The 17,647-nt window shown below is 42.8% G+C and carries 16 protein-coding genes; 13 read left to right on the forward strand and 3 right to left on the reverse strand.

The window, feature by feature from the left end; all coding sequences use genetic code 11:
- Window positions 1–182: 182 nt before the first annotated feature.
- On the reverse strand, window positions 183–524 hold the full coding sequence (locus tag AAC006_RS12765) for a winged helix-turn-helix transcriptional regulator (RefSeq protein ID WP_013783094.1): 342 nt from the start codon (window positions 522–524) through the stop codon (window positions 183–185).
- Window positions 525–631: 107 nt separating this feature from the next.
- Here AAC006_RS12765 and AAC006_RS12770 point away from each other — a divergent pair, with 107 nt between their 5' ends.
- Complete coding sequence (locus AAC006_RS12770) at window positions 632–1,405, forward strand: SDR family oxidoreductase (RefSeq protein WP_013783095.1); 774 nt, start codon at window positions 632–634, stop codon at window positions 1,403–1,405.
- Between the two features lie 76 nt (window positions 1,406–1,481).
- Here the strand turns inward: AAC006_RS12770 and AAC006_RS12775 are convergent, their stop codons facing one another.
- Complete coding sequence (locus AAC006_RS12775; RefSeq protein WP_013783096.1) at window positions 1,482–1,946, reverse strand: hypothetical protein; 465 nt, start codon at window positions 1,944–1,946, stop codon at window positions 1,482–1,484.
- 331 nt (window positions 1,947–2,277) lie between these two features.
- Between AAC006_RS12775 and AAC006_RS12780 the strand changes: the two genes are divergently transcribed.
- The 12 genes from AAC006_RS12780 to AAC006_RS12835 all read left to right on the forward strand — a co-directional run bounded on the left by AAC006_RS12780 (window position 2,278) and on the right by AAC006_RS12835 (window position 16,764).
- Window positions 2,278–3,609 (forward strand): aminotransferase class V-fold PLP-dependent enzyme, encoded by a 1,332-nt coding sequence (locus AAC006_RS12780; protein WP_339891543.1) that lies wholly within the window; start codon window positions 2,278–2,280, stop codon window positions 3,607–3,609.
- Window positions 3,610–3,621: 12 nt separating this feature from the next.
- The gene (locus AAC006_RS12785) at window positions 3,622–4,143 is read left to right on the forward strand and encodes a RidA family protein (RefSeq protein ID WP_013783098.1); all 522 of its coding nucleotides are present in this window, start codon (window positions 3,622–3,624) and stop codon (window positions 4,141–4,143) included.
- 721 nt (window positions 4,144–4,864) lie between these two features.
- On the forward strand, window positions 4,865–7,405 hold the full coding sequence (locus AAC006_RS12790) for a TonB-dependent receptor (RefSeq protein ID WP_013783099.1): 2,541 nt from the start codon (window positions 4,865–4,867) through the stop codon (window positions 7,403–7,405).
- Between the two features lie 200 nt (window positions 7,406–7,605).
- Window positions 7,606–8,826, forward strand: a complete 1,221-nt coding sequence (locus AAC006_RS12795; protein ID WP_339891563.1) for an MFS transporter — start codon at window positions 7,606–7,608, stop codon at window positions 8,824–8,826.
- A gap of 132 nt (window positions 8,827–8,958) precedes the next feature.
- Window positions 8,959–10,440, forward strand: coding sequence for a sucrose phosphorylase (gene gtfA, locus AAC006_RS12800; RefSeq protein ID WP_129739736.1), 1,482 nt, complete (start codon window positions 8,959–8,961; stop codon window positions 10,438–10,440).
- 281 nt (window positions 10,441–10,721) lie between these two features.
- Window positions 10,722–11,537 (forward strand): hypothetical protein, encoded by an 816-nt coding sequence (locus tag AAC006_RS12805; protein WP_288389209.1) that lies wholly within the window; start codon window positions 10,722–10,724, stop codon window positions 11,535–11,537.
- On the forward strand, window positions 11,537–11,836 hold the full coding sequence (locus AAC006_RS12810; protein WP_339891546.1) for a hypothetical protein: 300 nt from the start codon (window positions 11,537–11,539) through the stop codon (window positions 11,834–11,836). Before AAC006_RS12805 ends, AAC006_RS12810 begins: the two co-directional genes overlap by 1 nt.
- Before the next feature lie 17 nt (window positions 11,837–11,853).
- The gene (locus tag AAC006_RS12815) at window positions 11,854–12,204 is read left to right on the forward strand and encodes a hypothetical protein (RefSeq protein ID WP_126871590.1); all 351 of its coding nucleotides are present in this window, start codon (window positions 11,854–11,856) and stop codon (window positions 12,202–12,204) included.
- 2 nt (window positions 12,205–12,206) lie between these two features.
- Window positions 12,207–13,883: a peptidoglycan-binding domain-containing protein gene (locus AAC006_RS12820; protein WP_126871591.1), complete on the forward strand. Its 1,677-nt coding sequence runs from the start codon at window positions 12,207–12,209 to the stop codon at window positions 13,881–13,883.
- 206 nt (window positions 13,884–14,089) lie between these two features.
- Window positions 14,090–15,139, forward strand: coding sequence for a YHYH protein (locus tag AAC006_RS12825; protein ID WP_126871592.1), 1,050 nt, complete (start codon window positions 14,090–14,092; stop codon window positions 15,137–15,139).
- 15 nt (window positions 15,140–15,154) lie between these two features.
- Window positions 15,155–15,649, forward strand: coding sequence for a hypothetical protein (locus tag AAC006_RS12830; RefSeq protein ID WP_013783108.1), 495 nt, complete (start codon window positions 15,155–15,157; stop codon window positions 15,647–15,649).
- Window positions 15,650–15,870: 221 nt separating this feature from the next.
- A complete protein-coding gene (locus AAC006_RS12835; protein ID WP_126871593.1) occupies window positions 15,871–16,764 on the forward strand; it encodes a hypothetical protein in 894 nt (297 codons plus the stop codon).
- Between the two features lie 66 nt (window positions 16,765–16,830).
- Here AAC006_RS12835 and AAC006_RS12840 read toward each other — a convergent pair whose 3' ends face one another.
- Window positions 16,831–17,598, reverse strand: coding sequence for a glutathione S-transferase (locus AAC006_RS12840; protein ID WP_013783110.1), 768 nt, complete (start codon window positions 17,596–17,598; stop codon window positions 16,831–16,833).
- Between the last annotated feature and the right edge of the window lie 49 nt (window positions 17,599–17,647).

Genomic DNA, 17,647 nt, shown 5'->3' on the forward strand with positions numbered 1-17,647 from the left:
TTTCTATAAATGGATTACATGTGTAGTCTTAATTAAAGATTACATGTGTAATTCTAAAGCGCAAGTTTTTATCGCGTTTTTTTTAATCAGTGCTGGAGGGAAGGAGGCTGGCCTGTCACGGGAGTGGCCTATCAGTGGAGCAGGAAAGTGTGAGTGGTAGGGCGAGAGGGGATAACTAGTAACTATTCATGCCCATCTATTTCATTTTGTAGGGTGTCTAGCTCATCCAGTACTCTCATAAACTTTCTGCCAAACTCAGTGACCTCGTACTCAACTCGGGGCGGAACTTCGTTGTAAGAAACGCGGGCTAAAATATTAAACTCGATATTTTTGCGTAAACATTGGTTGAGTACTTTTGTGGTAAGGCCATCTACGCACCGCACCATTTCGCCGGGGCGATTAATACCATTATTCAGAAGTTGGTAAATGGTAAGCGACCATTTACAGCCATAAATAGTTTCTACCATTTGAGCCGCTTTGCTTGGTGCTAATTTTTTTGAAAAATTCTTCTCTAATGTTTTCATTAAGATGTACCAAAAAGTACCTACCTTACCGATAAGTACTTACTTTTTAAGCCTATTAATTACCGTTAAATTCGCCACACAGTTTAACATAACCAAGGTAATTAATTATGCATACTTCAAACATAGCACTAATAGTAGGTGGCTCTAGTGGAATGGGATTGGCCACCGCCAAGCAACTTATTGCTAAAGGTATTAGTGTTGTTATTTTAGGTAATAAAGGTAGCAAATTGGCTACTGCTAAATCTGATTTAGAAGCGATATCGAAAGGTGGCGCTACGGTAGAAATTATTCAAGCAAATTTATATCTTAAGCAAGACATAGACAGAGTTATTCATAGTATAAACACTGAAAATCGACATATTCAGCACCTAGTGAACGCTGCTGGCTACTTTAACCCTAAGCCCTTTTTATCTCACGAGGGCAGTGATTACGATACTTATGCAAGCTTAAATCGCGCTACTTTTTTTATTAGTCAGGCAGTGGCGAATAATATGATTAAGCATGGCGGCGGCGCTATTGTGCATATTGGTTCTATGTGGGCGAAACAGGCAATAAAAGCAACACCGTCTTCTGCCTATTCAATGGCAAAAGCAGGCTTGCATGCATTAACGCAACATATGGCTATGGAACTAGCAGAGCATAATATACGGGTAAATGCAGTATCGCCTGCGGTAGTTAAAACGCCTATTTATGAGTCGTTTATTGACCCATCTGAACTTGATGATGCGCTAGCCGGCTTCAACGGTTTTCATCCAATAGGTCGCATTGGAACACCTGATGATATCGCTAATAGTATTGTCTTCCTGTTACAAGAACAAACGAGTTGGGTAACCGGTGCGATTTGGGATGTTGATGGCGGTGTTATCGCTGGGCGAAATTAAGCGGATTATTTCATTGCAAATTGGTAGCTAGCAAGATCGCTTATTCGAAGGCGTTTAATTGGCTGTTTTACTGTCATTAAACGCCGCGAATTTTCTTGAAAATACTAGCGGACAATAACGATAAAAGCCCTGTAACTATACCCGCAAGTAAGCCAACCCAAATAGCGTGCAGGGGAATAAAAAGAAGTGCCAATGCGGCTGTCGATGATAGGCGCTCACCATTATAGGAAGGGTAATTTAAGCCCCAATATCCCCAAAAATGAAAAAGCGCTATTGCTATTAGTGCTCCCCAAAATGCCATTTTTTCATGAACAGAATAATAGTCACCAAGGAAAGCAGCTAGGCTAGTAAGTAGCAAGTAAGGAATGAGCCGAAAGGGAGCCGATTCAAAGTAAGCAAAAGGAGAGGAATATCGAAAGATATGCTCGAAGCTGGCTTCGAAACCATAACCGCCAATGGTAATGGCGAGTAACCAATCTACTGTTATCTCATTGATTACAATAAAGCAGAAAATCAATACACCCCAAAACCATTTGTTCATATCTCGCTCCTTTTTGATTCAGTGCAATCATTGCTTAGTATCTGAAACCTTAATTAACTTCCCGCAAAAGTGCCTTAGGCTTTACGTTTTTTTGCTGGAAATTTACACAAAATAACAAAGCAGCAGTTCTGAGTATCGAAGTTATTTTGCCCCATCAAGTAAGGTAATTAGAGGTGCGGTATGCACAAGGCGTAGCCAACAGAAATACACACCATTAAATCATGTGGTTTAACAATTGCTTCAATTGGCTGCGATAGACTCCTTATGATTCAAATTTAGTGAAATACGATGTTTTTCTTTTCAATGTAGGCCTAGTAGTGAGCGTGATTTCATGAGTGTAGTGCCGGAGTATTTAAACCGTAGGCGGGCGTTAAAAACCCTAATTGGTGGGGTGTTAGGAACCTTTGCGGCGTCAAAATTGGTTCATTCTAATAGTAAAGTTGCATCATCGACCACCGCTAAGTTACCCCCAAGACCTAATAATATATCGCCCGAGTTGCTGGCAAAAGATGAATCATTTTGGGCACAAGTTGCACTGAATTATGACAAAGCGCAGCGGATAGTTAATTTAGAACATGGTTACTGGGGAAAGATGTCTAAGCAGGTGCAGGAAGTATTTGTTGATAAAACGAAAATGGTGAATACACAACTTTCCGTTTATGCACGTAAGCATTTCTCTGAGGACCTAAAGCTAAGCGCTGGCAAAATCGCACAAGCGCTAGGTGCTAATTATGATGAAGTCGTTATCACTCGTAACGCGACGGAATCGATTCATAACTTAATGCGTCAGTACAACGACTTTAATGCTAACGACACCGTATTATTTGCCGACATCGATTATCCTAGCTTTAAAGACACCATGCGGTGGTTGGCTAAAACGCAGAGCGTCGAACCTGTTGAAGTTAGTTTGCCCGCGCAAACTAATCAAGCTGAAATCCTCAAGGTATACACGAAAGCCTTTGATGAAAACCCTAATTTGAAGCTAATGCTGCTTACTCATGTGAGTAATCAGCACGGCCTCATATTGCCTGTTGCTGATATCGCTAAAGCCGCAAAAGCCCGTGGTATAGATGTTATTTGTGATTGTGCCCAATCGTGGGGGTTGCTCGACTTTAACATTACCGACTTAAATGTGGACTGGGCAGGCTTCAACTTGCACAAATGGATAGGCAGCCCAGTGGGGGTGGGAGCGCTTTATATGAAGAAGGGCACGTTAGGCAAAATATCTCCATACCCCGGTGAGACCGACCCTACCAATACGTTGGCTCACAAACGGGTTCATACTGCCACATCAAATTTTGCGTCTGTTTTAACGATTCCTGCCGCTATCGACTTTCATCAGTCTATTGGGGCTGCCAATAAAGAAGCGAGGTTGCGTTACTTGCGCAATTTGTGGGTAGAAGAAGCAAGAAAACTGCCTAATATTGAAGTGTTGGGCGGCGAAGATGACGCATCAAGCACAGGAATGGGAGCATTTAGAATGAGAGAGAAAGTGTCGTTAAACGACGCAAAGGTGCTGAAGAAAAGACTGGAAAATGAATTCAACGTATTTACGGTATTGAGAGTAGGGCTAGCCAGTGGTTGTTGTATACGAGTTACACCGCAGATATTCATTTCAGCTGAAGAAATAAATCACTTAATTCTCGCTTTAAAAAGCCTGTAGAAAGGAAAAATGATGAAAAAATTTATAGTATCGACAGCAGCTTTATTAATATTAATGCCTTTAGTTGCAAGCGCGAATTCGCCAGAGGAAAACCTCAAAGCGGCGGGGTTTACTTTGCCAGCGCCAGTGAAGCCGATAGCCAATTACGTAACATGGCGACGTGCGGGAAACATATTGTACTTATCGGGTCACGGGGCCTGTGAAGGCAAGAGTGTACTTGGCAAATTGGGGCAAGACGTATCGGTAGAGCAGGGTTACGATGCTGCTCAATTGGTGGGGCTATGCGCGTTGGCAACGATTAAAGAAGCCACTGGCGATTTGAGCACGGTAAAACAAGTGCTACAGATAACGGGGATGGTAAATGCCACTGATGATTTCACTGGGCATTCACTCGTGATAAATGGCTTTTCCGATATTTTTGTCACTGCGTTTGGTGATGATGGTAAAGCAGCAAGAGCCGCCGTTGGCATGAGTAGCTTGCCGGGCAATATGGCGGTTGAAGTGAGCGCAGTTCTTGAATTGAATGGGAGTTAAACGAGGAGCTTGAGGGAGAGCTCTACAGTGGCTAAATCTAAGTTCGCATGTACGCGGCACTAATATTTGAGAGTTTTTTAAAGATGGTGATCAGTGTTGTGTGCATACACATCCATGCTACGCCATTTCTCACCTAGACAGAGAATACATGGCCGGCTTGCCCGGCTTCACGTATTAACCCCTCAACAATATAACGACCCAGAGCTCAGCTTTTTATGTGGAACATCGCCGAGCCTAATATGCCAAAATCTTGGCAAGGCTAACCCCGATCTCTCAATTCGCTTTTTAGTAAGAAAGGTCTATTTTTGAATGAGATAATTGCGAAGACTTGCGCTTGATTTTTATGAAGTATGTGGCGAACTTGATGCCTAAGAGTAAGAATTATCTGAGTTTTTACTATGTTTATACATTGTTAATTAAATCTTAGTCTAAAACGATTAAGTTAATGGTGGGTAAAAACTAAAATTAAAATGAACTTTTTTATCTTGTTAGTTTTTTGTATAAGGTTCTGATTTTTATGTATTTGTAATTTTAGTTTGCTAATAGGGTGAAATGGATTTGGTCATTTTTTTAAACAAATATTTTACATAATGCAATTTTTCTAGTAATCTTTTGCTTAATCGATTAAGTCAATGTTTGTTAATTTATGGTTTTAGTTCTCTTTCGCTTCTTTCTATAAAGCTGAGCGCAAGAGAATTTCGCTTAGCTTTGGAGAATACCCATGCATACAACATTTAATAAAAGCGCATTGGGCATTGCAGTGTTATTAGGCCTGAATGGCGCTGCTTTAGCTCAGGACTCTTTAGTTCAAAAGAATTTATCTCAAGAGAATTCATCTCAAGAGAAGAAAGCAAAAGAAACGTATGAACAGATCGTGGTAACAGCCAGCCCCGCGGGTGTTTCCGCACAAGAGGCAAGTGTCTCTGTTAGTTCGTTTGATGAAGAAGAAGTCATGAAGCTTGCACCTCGCTCAACGGCTGAGGTGTTCCGTGCGCTGCCAGGTATTCGTGCCGAATCATCAGGCGGTGGCGGTAACGCAAACATCACTATTCGTGGTATTCCTTTGGCTACCGGCGGCTCTAAATTCATGCAAATTCATGAAGATGGCCTTCCCGTTTTAGAGTACGGCGATATTAACTTCGGTAACGCAGATAACTTCTTACGTTATGACTGGTCTGTAGAACGGGTGGAATCGGTACGTGGTGGTTCAGCATCTACATTTGCCAGTAACTCACCGGGTGGGGTCATCAACATGATCAGCGCAACGGGTGAACAAGGTGGTGGTGCAATCGGCACATCCTTTGGTCTTGACTACGAAGAGTTTCGTTTAGACTTCGCTTACGGCGGTGAAGTAAACGACGACCTCTATTTCCACATTGGTGGTTTTGCGCGCGGTGGTGAAGGTGTTCGTGACACCGGCTATAACGGCGACCAAGGTGGCCAAGTAAAAATCAACTTCACTCAACTACTCGAAAACGGTCATTTACGCTTTTACTTCAAGCATTTAGACGACAGAGTAACGACCTATTTACCAGCTCCGGTATTGGTAAAAGGTAACGGCAGCTATGGCGCAGTAGATAACTTCGATGCAAGCAGCCAAACACTGCATTCTGCTTACACTACCAATGTTTCGACTTTCGATTCTTTCGGTAACCCAGTTAATCGTGATCTAACGGACGGTATTGAATCTGAGGTGACCTCTTTCGGCTTTGAAGCTGATTTGGAAGTGGCAGAAGATCTTTACCTGCTTAACAAATTCAGAACGTCTGATGTAGGCGGTGGATTCGTATCTCCATTCACTGATACTTTCGGAGCTTATGGACCGCAGTCTGCTAGCAGTATGGCTACCGCAATTTGTGCTTCAGCCTTAGACGGTGATGGTAATGCGTTCAACTGTGATTCAACCAGCGTAACGCTTGCGAATGGTCCAAATGCCGGTGAAGAGTACAACGGCTTAGCTTTCCTTAATTTATTGTTCGATACGACTTACAATGATTTAGGTAATATGATCAACGACTTGAGTCTTCGTAAAGAGTACGCCAATGGGGTAACGCTAACCGCAGGTTATTACTACTCTAAGCAAGATATCGCTATTAGCTGGAACAGCTGGAATACGTTTATCCAAACGGTTGACGGTACTAACTCTCAGTATCTTCATATTGAAGATGCCGACGGTACTGCACTTGTTGACCAGGGGCTTTGGGCTCCAAGCTTCCTTTCATGGGAATGGGATTTAAACTACACCACTACGGCGCCGTACATTAACGTAGGCTTCGAAGTAGGTGATAACTGGTTGTTTGACGTGAGTGCACGTCGTGACACAGTGCAAGCGAATGGCGAACTTATTAACTCGTGTTGCGGCGGTAATACCGATGTAGACATTAATGGTGATGGGGTTATTTCAGGTAATACTGAAGATGCATCTGCATCAAATGGCTTTGGCTTCGGTGGTGGTGTAATTCGTTTGAACCGAGCTAACGCAACAAGTCAAATTGTTGATTACGAAGCAAGTAACACATCATTCTCACTTGGTGGTTCATACCTGTACAGCGATTCTGTGACTTTCTTTGGTCGCTACAGTGAAGGTGGCCGAGCGCTAGCTGATAGACTACTTCAAATTGCCGGTACCCTTAATGCCGATGGCAGCTTAACAAGCACGACGAGTGGTTTCGACGAAACAGAGCAGTTAGAGTTTGGTGTCAAGTACGGTACGCGAGACTTCAAATTTAACGCGACATTGTTCAATACGGTAACCCAAGATACTCAAGCTGAAGTGACAAGCGGTTTAACCTTTATTCGTGAATACGAAGCAACAGGTCTAGAACTTGAAAGTAAGTACGATTTCGGTAACGGTTTCACAATGTCAGGAAACGCAACGTGGACAGATGCAGAAATTAGTGAAGACAAGTTCAACCCTGCATTAGTAGGTAAGACACCCCGTCGTCAAGCTGATTTCATCTACACGGTTATTCCACAGTACGATTTTGAAAACTTTAGCATCGGTGCGTCTTTACAAGGTTCAACTGAGTACTATGTGCAAGACTCAAACGAGCTTAAGCAAGATGCTTATGTGGTGGCTAACTTATTTGCCACTTGGTATGTATCTGACCAATTCTCAGTATCGTTGAATGTAAACAACGCCACTGATGAGTTTGTTATTACTGAGTCTGAAGAAAGTGCTGCATCAGCTGGCGATATCATTCGTGCTCGCCCGATTAGCGGAAGAACATCTTCAATTCAATTGAAGTACGCCTTCTATTAATGGTCGCTATCACTATTCACTGCGGCGCTTTTTAATAAGCGCCGTAAGTGATAGTTCTGGTATTTCGCTACAAGCGCTACATAAGATAATTCGGCGCAGCAATGCATTTTATCTTTCTTTAGTTTTAAAGGTAAATCTTCATGTCTACTAACCAAACGAGCGAGCATAACTACGGGTTAATTCGCTGGTTAACCTATTTGATGTTTATGATGTTTGCGATGACATCCGACTCGGTAGGTGAAATCATTAAAGAAGTAAAAGTTGAGTTTGCAGTGACCAATACGCAAGCGAGTCTAATGCACTCTTTGTTCATGATTGGTATCGCATTTTCTGGGCTATTTCTTGGCTTTTTGGCCGATAAATTTGGTCGTAAAAAAACGCTAATCTTGGGTTTAGCTTTATTCGCGATTTCTTGCTATCTGTTTATGGTAGGCAGTACCTTTGCGTTTATTCTAAGTTTGGTAACCTTGTCCGGCTTGGCTGTTGGGGTGTTTAAAACCGCTGCACTTGCCTTAATCGGCGATATTTCACGCTCAACTAAAGAACATACTGGCACCATGAACGGTGCTGAAGCATTCTTTGGTGTGGGCGCAATAATAGGTCCAATTCTGGTCGCCTGGCTGATTACCCAGGGTGTTCATTGGACTTGGCTATACGTGATTGCAGGTGGTTTATGCACCGTGCTCATTTGCATGGCACTGATGGTTGAATATCCAGAAAGCAAGGCGATAAAAGAAAAGCCTACTAGTCTTGTCGATAGCTTAAAGTTACTAAAAGACCCTTACGCACTAGGTTTCTCAATCGGCGCGTTTCTTTATGTTGCGGCCGAAAGTGCAATTTATGTGTGGATGCCAAGCTACTTAATTTGTGACGCTAATTCGGCATCAGATATTTACAGCTGCTACGCCAATGAATCTACCCAAACACTTGCCATTTACGCCGTTTCCGTATTTTTCGCGTTGCGCGCGGTAGGTCGGTTTGTTGGTATTTGGATGATGCAGCACTTCGAGTGGACCAAAGTGCTTCTGTTATTTAGTTTCATGATAATGATGTGTTTTGTGGTTGGCTTAATAGCAGGCCAAACGCTAGCCGTTTTCCTTTTTCCATTAAGCGGCATATTTATGTCAGTCATTTATCCTACTTTTAATTCCAAAGGCATTAGCTGCTTCGAGAAGCGACAGCACGGTTCAGTGGCGGGGGTTATTTTATTCTTTACTGCGGCGGGTGCTGCGGCTGGGCCTTTTATTATGGGTGTGGTAAGTGATGCCAATGGCGGCGATGCCAAGTATGGATTTGTCGTAGCCACGGGCTTTTCTATTTTGTTATTCCTAGGCTTACTTTACAACGCTATTGCTCAGCCAACGCGAGAGCGTCTCGCCATGATTGAGAAAAGAGAATATGGAGTGCCTCAACACACCTAGCCAGAGCATTATCAAGTTCCACTATTTACATTAAATCAATGCAGTGCTTCTTGTTGCTATAGGAAACACTGCAAATCTTCGGTGCATTTTTGCTTTTTAATAAGGCGCACCCCCGTTAATTGGAGAGTTTTCATGCCTTTACGCAATGGCGTTCAACTTATTACCTATGCAGACCGTTTAGGTAAGGGAAATATGACAGGCCTCAACACGCTGCTAAGCACCACGTTGAAAGGGCTATTTACAGGCGTTCATATTTTACCTTTCTATTACCCCTTCGATGGTGAAGATGCAGGTTTTGATCCTATCGATCACACGACCGTTGATTCGCGCTTGGGCAGCTGGGCCGATGTGAAGCAGATTGGCGAGTCGATGAATATTATGGCAGACCTAATAGTGAATCACATGTCTGCGCAAAGTGAGCCATTTTTAGATGTAATTAAACACGGCCGTGAATCACAATACTGGCCGCTATTTTTAACAAAACAATCTGTATTTAGCGAAGATGATGCGGCTAATATTGCCAATATTGGAAAGGTATTTAGGCCTCGCCCTACGCCATTTTTCTCTGAGTATGAGCTAGATAACAAAGAGGTTGTGCCTTTTTGGACAACGTTCACCGCCAATCAAATCGATATTGATGTTGAGTCTGATTTGGGTAAAGCATACCTAGAATCAATCCTAGAAGCTTTTACACAAAGTAATGTCGATTTAATTCGTTTAGATGCAGCAGGTTATGCCATTAAACGCGCTGGCACTAACTGTTTTATGTTAGAAGAAACCTTTGAGTTTATTGAGGCATTAAGCAAGCGTGCACACGCGATGGGCATTCAAAGCTTGGTTGAAATTCACAGTCATTATGAAACTCAAATTGCTATTGCGTCTCGTTGTGACAGCGTTTATGACTTTGCGCTTCCACCATTGGTGTTGCACACCCTATTTAGCAAAGACGCATCTGCCTTGGCGCATTGGTTGTCTATTTCCCCTCGCAATTGCTTCACCGTACTAGATACCCATGATGGAATTGGTATTGTTGATGTAGGAGCCAGCGGTGATAAGCCAGGGCTTTTAACTAACTCGCAAATCGATAATTTGGTAGAAACCATTCATGTTAACTCGAATGGAGAGTCGAGAAAGGCCACTGGGGAAGCTGCAAGTAATGTCGACCTGTATCAAATTAACTGCACTTATTATGATGCACTAGGAAAAGACGACTATAAATACTTGCTTGCGCGTGCGATACAGTTTTTCAGTCCAGGGGTACCACAAGTATATTATGCTGGGATGCTAGGGGCGACTAACGACATGGAACTGCTAGCGAAAACCAATGTGGGTCGTGATATCAATAGACCTTATTTAAGTGAGAGCGATATTGATGAAGCCCTCGCTAAGCCAGTGGTAAAAGGCCTAATTGAATTAATTCATATTCGCAACGATACCAATGCGTTTAACGGCGATTTCTCTGTTACTGAAGATGCAGGTACTTTGTTATTAGTCTGGACGTTAGGTGAAGACCGCGCCGAATTACGGATAGAAATGAGCACGCTTGATGCAACTATCACATTGCTAGAAGGCGGACTTAAATCCGCCCTATCTTTAGCAAAATTTACGGCATAGTCTTTGTTCTAGCCCGAACAAAGTCAAAACACCCGGTAGTGACTTCTTTTATTTAATCGAAGTCACTACCGATTATTCATATTAAATTCAGCATGTTACCCTCATAAATAAACGCATAGCCCTATCCTTTTAACGCTACGTCTATCATTCTCTTCAGATAACACTCAAAATTGAAATCGAATTGGTTGTATTTTGTACAAATAATGTTAAGTTAATATTTATTAGTTCAAATAATAACCATCGAAATGAAGTATGTTTCAAGGTTGCATGGACACAACCCAATGCACTTCACCACTTCAGAGCGACTAAAACGAATTCAACAACACTTAGGTGTGTCACCTGATGGTGTACTTGGTGGCGAAACCCTTTCAGCCCTTGAAAAGCGGTTACTTCCCATCGCAGAGCGCCTAACCCAAGTTACATCAACAACAACGCCAGCCAACTCAGATGAAATAAGCCTTACGCTTTCACAAAAGGGGATAAACCTCATTGTGCAACATGAGATCAGTTCAAAGCAATATTATGAGAAACGGCTTACCCGTCCAACATGGCCTAAAGGTGAGTCTGGGATCACAATCGGTATTGGCTACGATTTAGGTTACGCGAGTAAGAGTCAATTTCAATCAGACTGGCAGTCTCTCCTTAGTACCTTTGATATGGTGAAACTTACCCGGGTATGTGGCCTGAAGGGGCAAGCGGCTAAAATTCATGTCTCCTCTTTACGTTCTGTCACTGTGCCCTTCGATGCCGCGAAGCATGTATTTGTGCACTCATCACTGCCGAAATATGCACAAAAAACAAAATCTACTTTCCCTGGTGTCGAGTACTTGAATGCTGATACTCAAGCTGCCTTGGTATCGTTAGTGTATAACCGTGGTGGGAGTCTAAAAGGGGATTCACGACGAGAAATGGCTGCCATAAAGCCTTTAGTGGCAAGCAAAGATTATGTTGGCATTGCGCAGCAAATTACGAAGATGAAGCGATTATGGCAGGGCAGAGGACTCGATGGTTTGTTACACCGGCGAGACGATGAGGCTAACTTAGTCAGGCATTCAGCTAGAAAATATATCGCTGGCGACCTGGTAAGGGTGGCGTAATGAAAACGCTTCAGCACGATTTACATTTACGGTACGAAGCCTACACCCGAGCACATCAGCGTTTTGCTGAAAGGGGAGAGTTTCGGGTTGAAATCTACCAAGGCAGATTGGAAATCGACAACCAGCATGACTTTAAGCATTTGGCGACTTATCCATTTTCACAGGAAGCGGAAGAAAGCGCAGTAATACCAGCGTCTTTACCCGTATCTATACCAGCAGTTCAACGCACCGCTTTACCTTTGTTTAACGCCCTGTTCAATACAAGCTTTGTTAAGGCGATAAAGCTGCTTTTTTATTAATTTATAGAAGGAATTTTATGATGGGAAAGTTCAAAGACGCAATGCAAACCATGGCTGACGGTATTGGTGATTTGTCTAAGCTTGATGTGGTGACATTTCAAGGCTCAGTCACATTGAACGCGACGGATACCGCGCCGTTAAAATTTGATGCCGTGATGTCGTCTGCAATGGGAAACGCCACCGTGGCGGTTAAGGTACTCGCTAGTACTCAAACCAGTATTGATGGTGACATTGTTGCTTTCTACGATAAGGATATCACCGAAGAGCAGCGACTTGCTCATGCTGATTTGGTGCTCGCGGGTGCTGAATCTCGAGCCGCATCTATTGAGTTCGTGAGATCTATCGTAGGGGAAATTGCGGATTTGTAGTGATGGACGACAAGTTTGGCATAATCGACAAGTTAGGAAGAGGGCTTGATGCTTCGGTATCTAAGCATTATTTGCCCAACGCAACGTTAGCTTCCGATAACCCTAACAAGACAGATTCTTCTGCCTATATTCGCGCCATAAGAGCCCGTTTAATTGAGCTTGGTTACTTAGGAGAAGGGCATAAATTCGCAAATCGACATAACCCGCAGACTGACCGCATACTGATTAAAAAAATAAAGCAGTTTCAACATGATGCTGGTATTACCCAAGACGGTTGGGCCGGAAAGCTTACATGGCGGGTTTTGGAGTGCCTAGTAAGTTTTGAAAATCAGCAAAGCCCTGCACTATGGGGGACTGTTTGGCGAAAAGCTGCTAGCGAGAAATGGAGAAGCTTATGGCAGCAATCAACACAGGAAAATCAACACCACATTTGGTTATTAAAAGGTGAGGTACTACAAAACAAAACCGTGATGCGAGCGGTGTACTGCCGCTTGTACACGCTCGGCTTTTTCACCGATTGGGATAAACATCGTATTCACACCAAAACTATTATCAACCCTAGCGAAAATGCCGACTTTCAAAATGCGATTGACCAGTTTTGTGTGTTTGCCAAACAGCTAAAATTAGTGAAAAACGCGTGCTCCGGATTGGATATAAATTTACTCAATGCCATGTTTGAATACGATAATATCGTTGCTAGGTTAGGCGACAATACACACTTTGCACCAGCATTTACTGCGTATCCTAACACTATAGAAGCGATAGCCAGAGTAGAGCTTTGGTTGCTCGGTTATGATATCTCACCGGGGAAAGAACAGACGATTAGAAGGGCTACCAGAAGATTCAAAAAACGCACCTTTGCGAGTGTATCTAAAACTCAACTCGCGGTTAGGCAGTTTTATTCTGACTACCCTGTGGTGCGCCTAAGTGATAATGAAAATGATAAAATATATGATGAAAGAAGCGACAATAGACAGCCTCTAAATGCTGCTTTAATGGCGGCATTCTCCGCACTTTCCACCAGTATTGAAGTGACTGATAGCGACAATGAAAGCTTAAATGCTTCGGTAAGCCAATTATGGCAAAGTAAAAGTAAGCAAAATGCGTTAAGAACGCAATTTAACAAACTAGCCAATGGTATTTTCGACGGATTAAAGCGAATGGTAAGTTGGCTTTTTGGTGCAGTAAAGCGCGTGCTTGAAAAAACAAAGGAAGTGATTGCGAATATTGCACGTTACATTAGTAAAAAAGCACGCACATGTTACTTGAGTGTGGTGAAAGCGTTCGATATTGTTTATTCAGGCATGTCGTATTTAAAAGGTCATGCATTTCATTATGGGGCACCCTCTAAAACGTGCTTTGCTCATGATAATGACTTTGATCAGTTTTGCTGCATAGACTCAAAAGCGCTGCCCCACCAAATTAGTTTTGATAGAACCCAGTATGGTTTCCAAGCCAAACTCTATGCTGCAGGACTGACGATTGTTGGTCATCTGTTGCGTATAGCGCAGCGAATAGTAAGAACAGTCTCTTCACCCGTTGGATGGCTTTTAGCCCTGCTTTCATTGGCAAATGTTGCTAACGCTATTAAGGCAATAAACCAGCAAATAAGCCTTGTTGAGAAGTATGAACTTGACGTTACACATCGAAAGTCTTTATTTAAAACCCGTATCTCTTAATATCATATATTGTCTTTTACTCGCCTGTTTTTAACTTCCACTTTTTCTCCACATTGTTTCCCTTTCTAATTTAGTAAGGTAGTTGCCCAGTCATTATTTATTGCCTGAATCTGCCCCTGTGCCGGCTAAGTACTTGTTTACCTAGCTGGTTATAGATATGCGGCGGTAAATTGAATTTATGCCCTATATTTTACAAAGGAATTAACGTGAATAACAATCTGCTCAAAATTGCTTTTATTTCACTATCTTTGTTTTTAACTGCCTGTGGCGGTTCAAGCGATTCAAGTACTGAAGTCACCGACAGTAGTGCAAGTGAAGGCTCTGATGATAGTTCAGCCAGTGACGATAGCTCTGATGACGACGCGCAAGATGAGAATGCAGGATTGGATGTGGATGCGACTTTGTTTCTTACTGGAGAAAACGTCAGCATCGATACCGTATCTTGTACCTTGGTGAATGGTACGCAAACGTTGTGCTACGAAATAACATCGAAGCACACGGCAGAAGAGCACGATATGGGCCCCTGGTGCCCAGAGACAATTTACGATACGGCTGAAGAGGGCGGGCTTTGGTTTGATAAAGGTGAAATAAATGACCTAGATGGCGCTTTTATTGAAAACTTGGCCACCTATTATGATGACCCCGGCTTTAAGATGTATGAAGATGACGGCACAGTGCGCCGTATGGAAACCGCCGAGGAGTGCGCCGAGGGTGCAGATCCTAATATTGAAGATAAATATACGAACATGTGTGCTCAGTGTTTGCCTGAGTGGGTAAGTACACAAGTGACCTACCTCATTCCTATTACACCCATTAAGCAAGACGAACCGGTTGAGCTAAGCGATGGCCCTACGTTAGAAGTGGCTGGCGTTGAATACGGACCTTCAGTAAGGGGCTTGGCATTCAATGGTGTTAGATTCGATCATCCCGCCGACATCGATATTATTCTAGCTGGGTATCAAATTGCGCCGGTAGATGATGCAGGTGGGCACGTGAACAACAGCTTGGGTTATCACTATCATGGTGATACCGGAATGACTACACGTATTGAGCAATCGGACGGTCACGCGGCAATGATTGGCTATGCCCTTGATGGTTTTGGTTTGTACGCAAAGTTAGATGACAACGGTAATGAAGCAGAAGATATGGATGAATGCCGGGGGCACAACGATGACACACGTGGCTACCATTACCACGTATTGTCGCTAGAAAGTAATGAGTTCTTAGATTGCTTTTATGGCGCGTGGGCAGAGTAATCCAGCAGGTATATTATGAATGTAGTTAAACAGTCGGTGTTATTTATCACCTTGTTATGGTGGTCAATTAGCGTTCATGCCCACGGATTCGATTATTCTGTTGTTAGGTTAACAGAAACAGAAAACCATACGTGGCGCTTAGCCATAACCTCATCATTAGATGCTTTTAGAAAAGAAGTGCGTTTGCACTTCTCCAAAACCCCTTACACTACTCCAGAGGAATTTAACGAGCAGCTTCTTAACCATATTAGCGCCACGTTGAGTATCAACGCAGAACTTAAATCTATTCCACTTGGTGAAGGTACGGTATCTCTTGGGCACGAAACGTCGGTTGTTTTTACCCAAATCAAGCTTCCCAAAAGCGCCAAGCAAGTTGTGCTTACTAACGGCGCAGTAAAAGATATCTACCGTCACACCACTAAGCTAATTGTTACGCCATGGGCTGCAAATAAACAGTCATTTATTTTAAATAAGTCGAACAATTTTACGGCAACTATCCCTATACGTTGAACTGATTGAAGCGCGGCTATAAAAATTGGGCATAACTTTTCGTTAAAATTCGTTACCATGGCCTTATAGCATCGATTTTAGCAGTCAGTTTGATGTACTTATTCATATTGCATCTTCCATCTTGCAGATTCGGTTTCTGTGGGGTGTAAATGGCGTGATATTTGATTAAGCGAAATTTGATTGTGTGAAATTCGGGATAGTGTAAAAGAAAGGACACGTAAATGAGTAAAAACACAAAGCTTGTTGTAGGCGTTTTAGTTGCACTTGGCGTTTGTTATGTAGGAGGAAATGTTTATGCTTCCTCAAAAGCCAAAGACGCAGTAGATGAAATGATCGCCGACCTCCCTGCTACCACCCAGGTTTCTTACGGCCATGTAAGTGCGACTATTTTTGGTGATGTGTCCATTGACGATATTCGCATTGGTGATGCCAGACAGGGAGATATTCTGGTCGATAACATAGCGCTTTCGGGCTTTGAAGCCGAGTTGGAAAATACCACAGAAGGTGAAGTGCATTTTTCGGGAGTTTCTTTTTTAGAATTTAAAGGCCAGGGTGTTGATGATACGCCTGACGATATTCAAGAGATTCTGGTTCACATGCTGATGAAAGAAGGAAAAACGCTAGATCAACGTTTTTCCTTTGAAGTAAATGAAGAAGACAACGAATATCGTATTAAAGAGCTTTCTTTCGATGTAGAAGATGCTGGTCGCGTTTCACTTTCAACCGATCTTTTCACTAAAGCACCGATATCAACAGCCCCCGAGTTAATGGCACAGCATTTAATGGCCGCCATTGAAATTGGCGCGTTTGAGTTTTCGTTAGCAGATGATGGATTAGTAGATAGACTATTTGCTTCTCAAGCTACTGCTGAAAAAGACGGCGATAATTTACGTGATGAAGCGATAGAAGAGTTAAAATTAGCGCTGGAGCAAGCTGAGGAACCAAGACAAATGATATTGGAAGGAATGCTTGCGCTACTTGAAGGCGAGGAGGTCACTCTTTACCGTGATAGTGATGAACCTTTTTCAGTTGTACCTATGATGATGATGTCAGATCCCAATGGCGCATTTGCTACTTTCATGCGAGATGGTAAGTTTAAAATTAATACCAAATAGACAGACTGAAAAATCTATTTAAAAGGCTGTTCTACAACAATAGAACAGCCTTTTTTTGTACTTCGCTTATGGCTTCCACAGCTCATACTGCGTCATTACTTTATTAAACATAACACTTTGTATATAACTGTTTAGCCACTGCTTTAGGTTAGGGTAGGGCGATTCTCGATACCATTTTCGTTCAACTTTAGAAAATTGGCGAATAAAGGGCAGTAGGGCGATATCTGCTAGGCTTTCTTTTGTGCCAAAAATAAACCGCTTCGATTGTGCATCTTCGAGGCCTTGTTGAGCACTTCCTTCAATGCTATTAGCACCTAAACGCGCTTCTAAATCTTGCAGGTATACTTCACAGGCTTGCCTGCACTCGGTGACATTATTTTCGTGATAACGTTTAGCAGCTTTGTAAGCATTTAACTGTGTTTTGAATTCGTCATCGAATATTTTAATTAATGCCAGCATGGCGGGCAGAGCGTTGGGGTCTTGCTGATGCAGTAGGTCTTCTGGATCGTTTTGATGCAGTGCCCACAGCATCACATCCAAACTTTCATCTATCACGGTATTAGTGCCATCTGAATTTGGCAATACGAGAGTGGGCACCGTACCTTTGGCAGACGCTTCAATCATGGCATCGGGCTTATTGCTTAATACCACTTCACGCACTTCAACGTCTTGCGCCGCTTTAAACAAACCAATTCTTCCGCGCATGGCATAAGGGCAATTACGTAAAGAATAAAGTATGGGGCGCTGCCCACGTATAGGTTCATATTTTTGTGCAATTGCAGGTGCGTTTTTGTGATTAGGTTGTAGCGTAGCAGGTGGCTTTGACGGTGGCATTGGGTGTTTTATCTCCATTTACCGCGATTAATCTGCCGTTATGATATTC

The sequence above is a fragment of the uncultured Alteromonas sp. genome (genome assembly GCF_963976965.1).
Taxonomy (GTDB): domain Bacteria; phylum Pseudomonadota; class Gammaproteobacteria; order Enterobacterales; family Alteromonadaceae; genus Alteromonas; species Alteromonas naphthalenivorans.

Excerpts from the sequence above, each read along its gene's own strand:
- AAC006_RS12765 (WP_013783094.1), bottom strand. The coding sequence starts at position 524 with ATGAAAACATTAGAGAAGAATTTTTCAAAAAAATTAGCACCAAGCAAA.
- AAC006_RS12770 (WP_013783095.1), top strand. The coding sequence starts at position 632 with ATGCATACTTCAAACATAGCACTAATAGTAGGTGGCTCTAGTGGAATG.
- AAC006_RS12775 (WP_013783096.1), bottom strand. The coding sequence starts at position 1,946 with ATGAACAAATGGTTTTGGGGTGTATTGATTTTCTGCTTTATTGTAATC.
- AAC006_RS12780 (WP_339891543.1), top strand. The coding sequence starts at position 2,278 with ATGAGTGTAGTGCCGGAGTATTTAAACCGTAGGCGGGCGTTAAAAACC.
- AAC006_RS12785 (WP_013783098.1), top strand. The coding sequence starts at position 3,622 with ATGAAAAAATTTATAGTATCGACAGCAGCTTTATTAATATTAATGCCT.
- AAC006_RS12790 (WP_013783099.1), top strand. The coding sequence starts at position 4,865 with ATGCATACAACATTTAATAAAAGCGCATTGGGCATTGCAGTGTTATTA.
- AAC006_RS12795 (WP_339891563.1), top strand. The coding sequence starts at position 7,606 with ATGTTTATGATGTTTGCGATGACATCCGACTCGGTAGGTGAAATCATT.
- gtfA (WP_129739736.1), top strand. The coding sequence starts at position 8,959 with ATGCCTTTACGCAATGGCGTTCAACTTATTACCTATGCAGACCGTTTA.
- AAC006_RS12805 (WP_288389209.1), top strand. The coding sequence starts at position 10,722 with ATGCACTTCACCACTTCAGAGCGACTAAAACGAATTCAACAACACTTA.
- AAC006_RS12810 (WP_339891546.1), top strand. The coding sequence starts at position 11,537 with ATGAAAACGCTTCAGCACGATTTACATTTACGGTACGAAGCCTACACC.
- AAC006_RS12815 (WP_126871590.1), top strand. The coding sequence starts at position 11,854 with ATGATGGGAAAGTTCAAAGACGCAATGCAAACCATGGCTGACGGTATT.
- AAC006_RS12820 (WP_126871591.1), top strand. The coding sequence starts at position 12,207 with ATGGACGACAAGTTTGGCATAATCGACAAGTTAGGAAGAGGGCTTGAT.
- AAC006_RS12830 (WP_013783108.1), top strand. The coding sequence starts at position 15,155 with ATGAATGTAGTTAAACAGTCGGTGTTATTTATCACCTTGTTATGGTGG.
- AAC006_RS12835 (WP_126871593.1), top strand. The coding sequence starts at position 15,871 with ATGAGTAAAAACACAAAGCTTGTTGTAGGCGTTTTAGTTGCACTTGGC.
- AAC006_RS12840 (WP_013783110.1), bottom strand. The coding sequence starts at position 17,598 with ATGCCACCGTCAAAGCCACCTGCTACGCTACAACCTAATCACAAAAAC.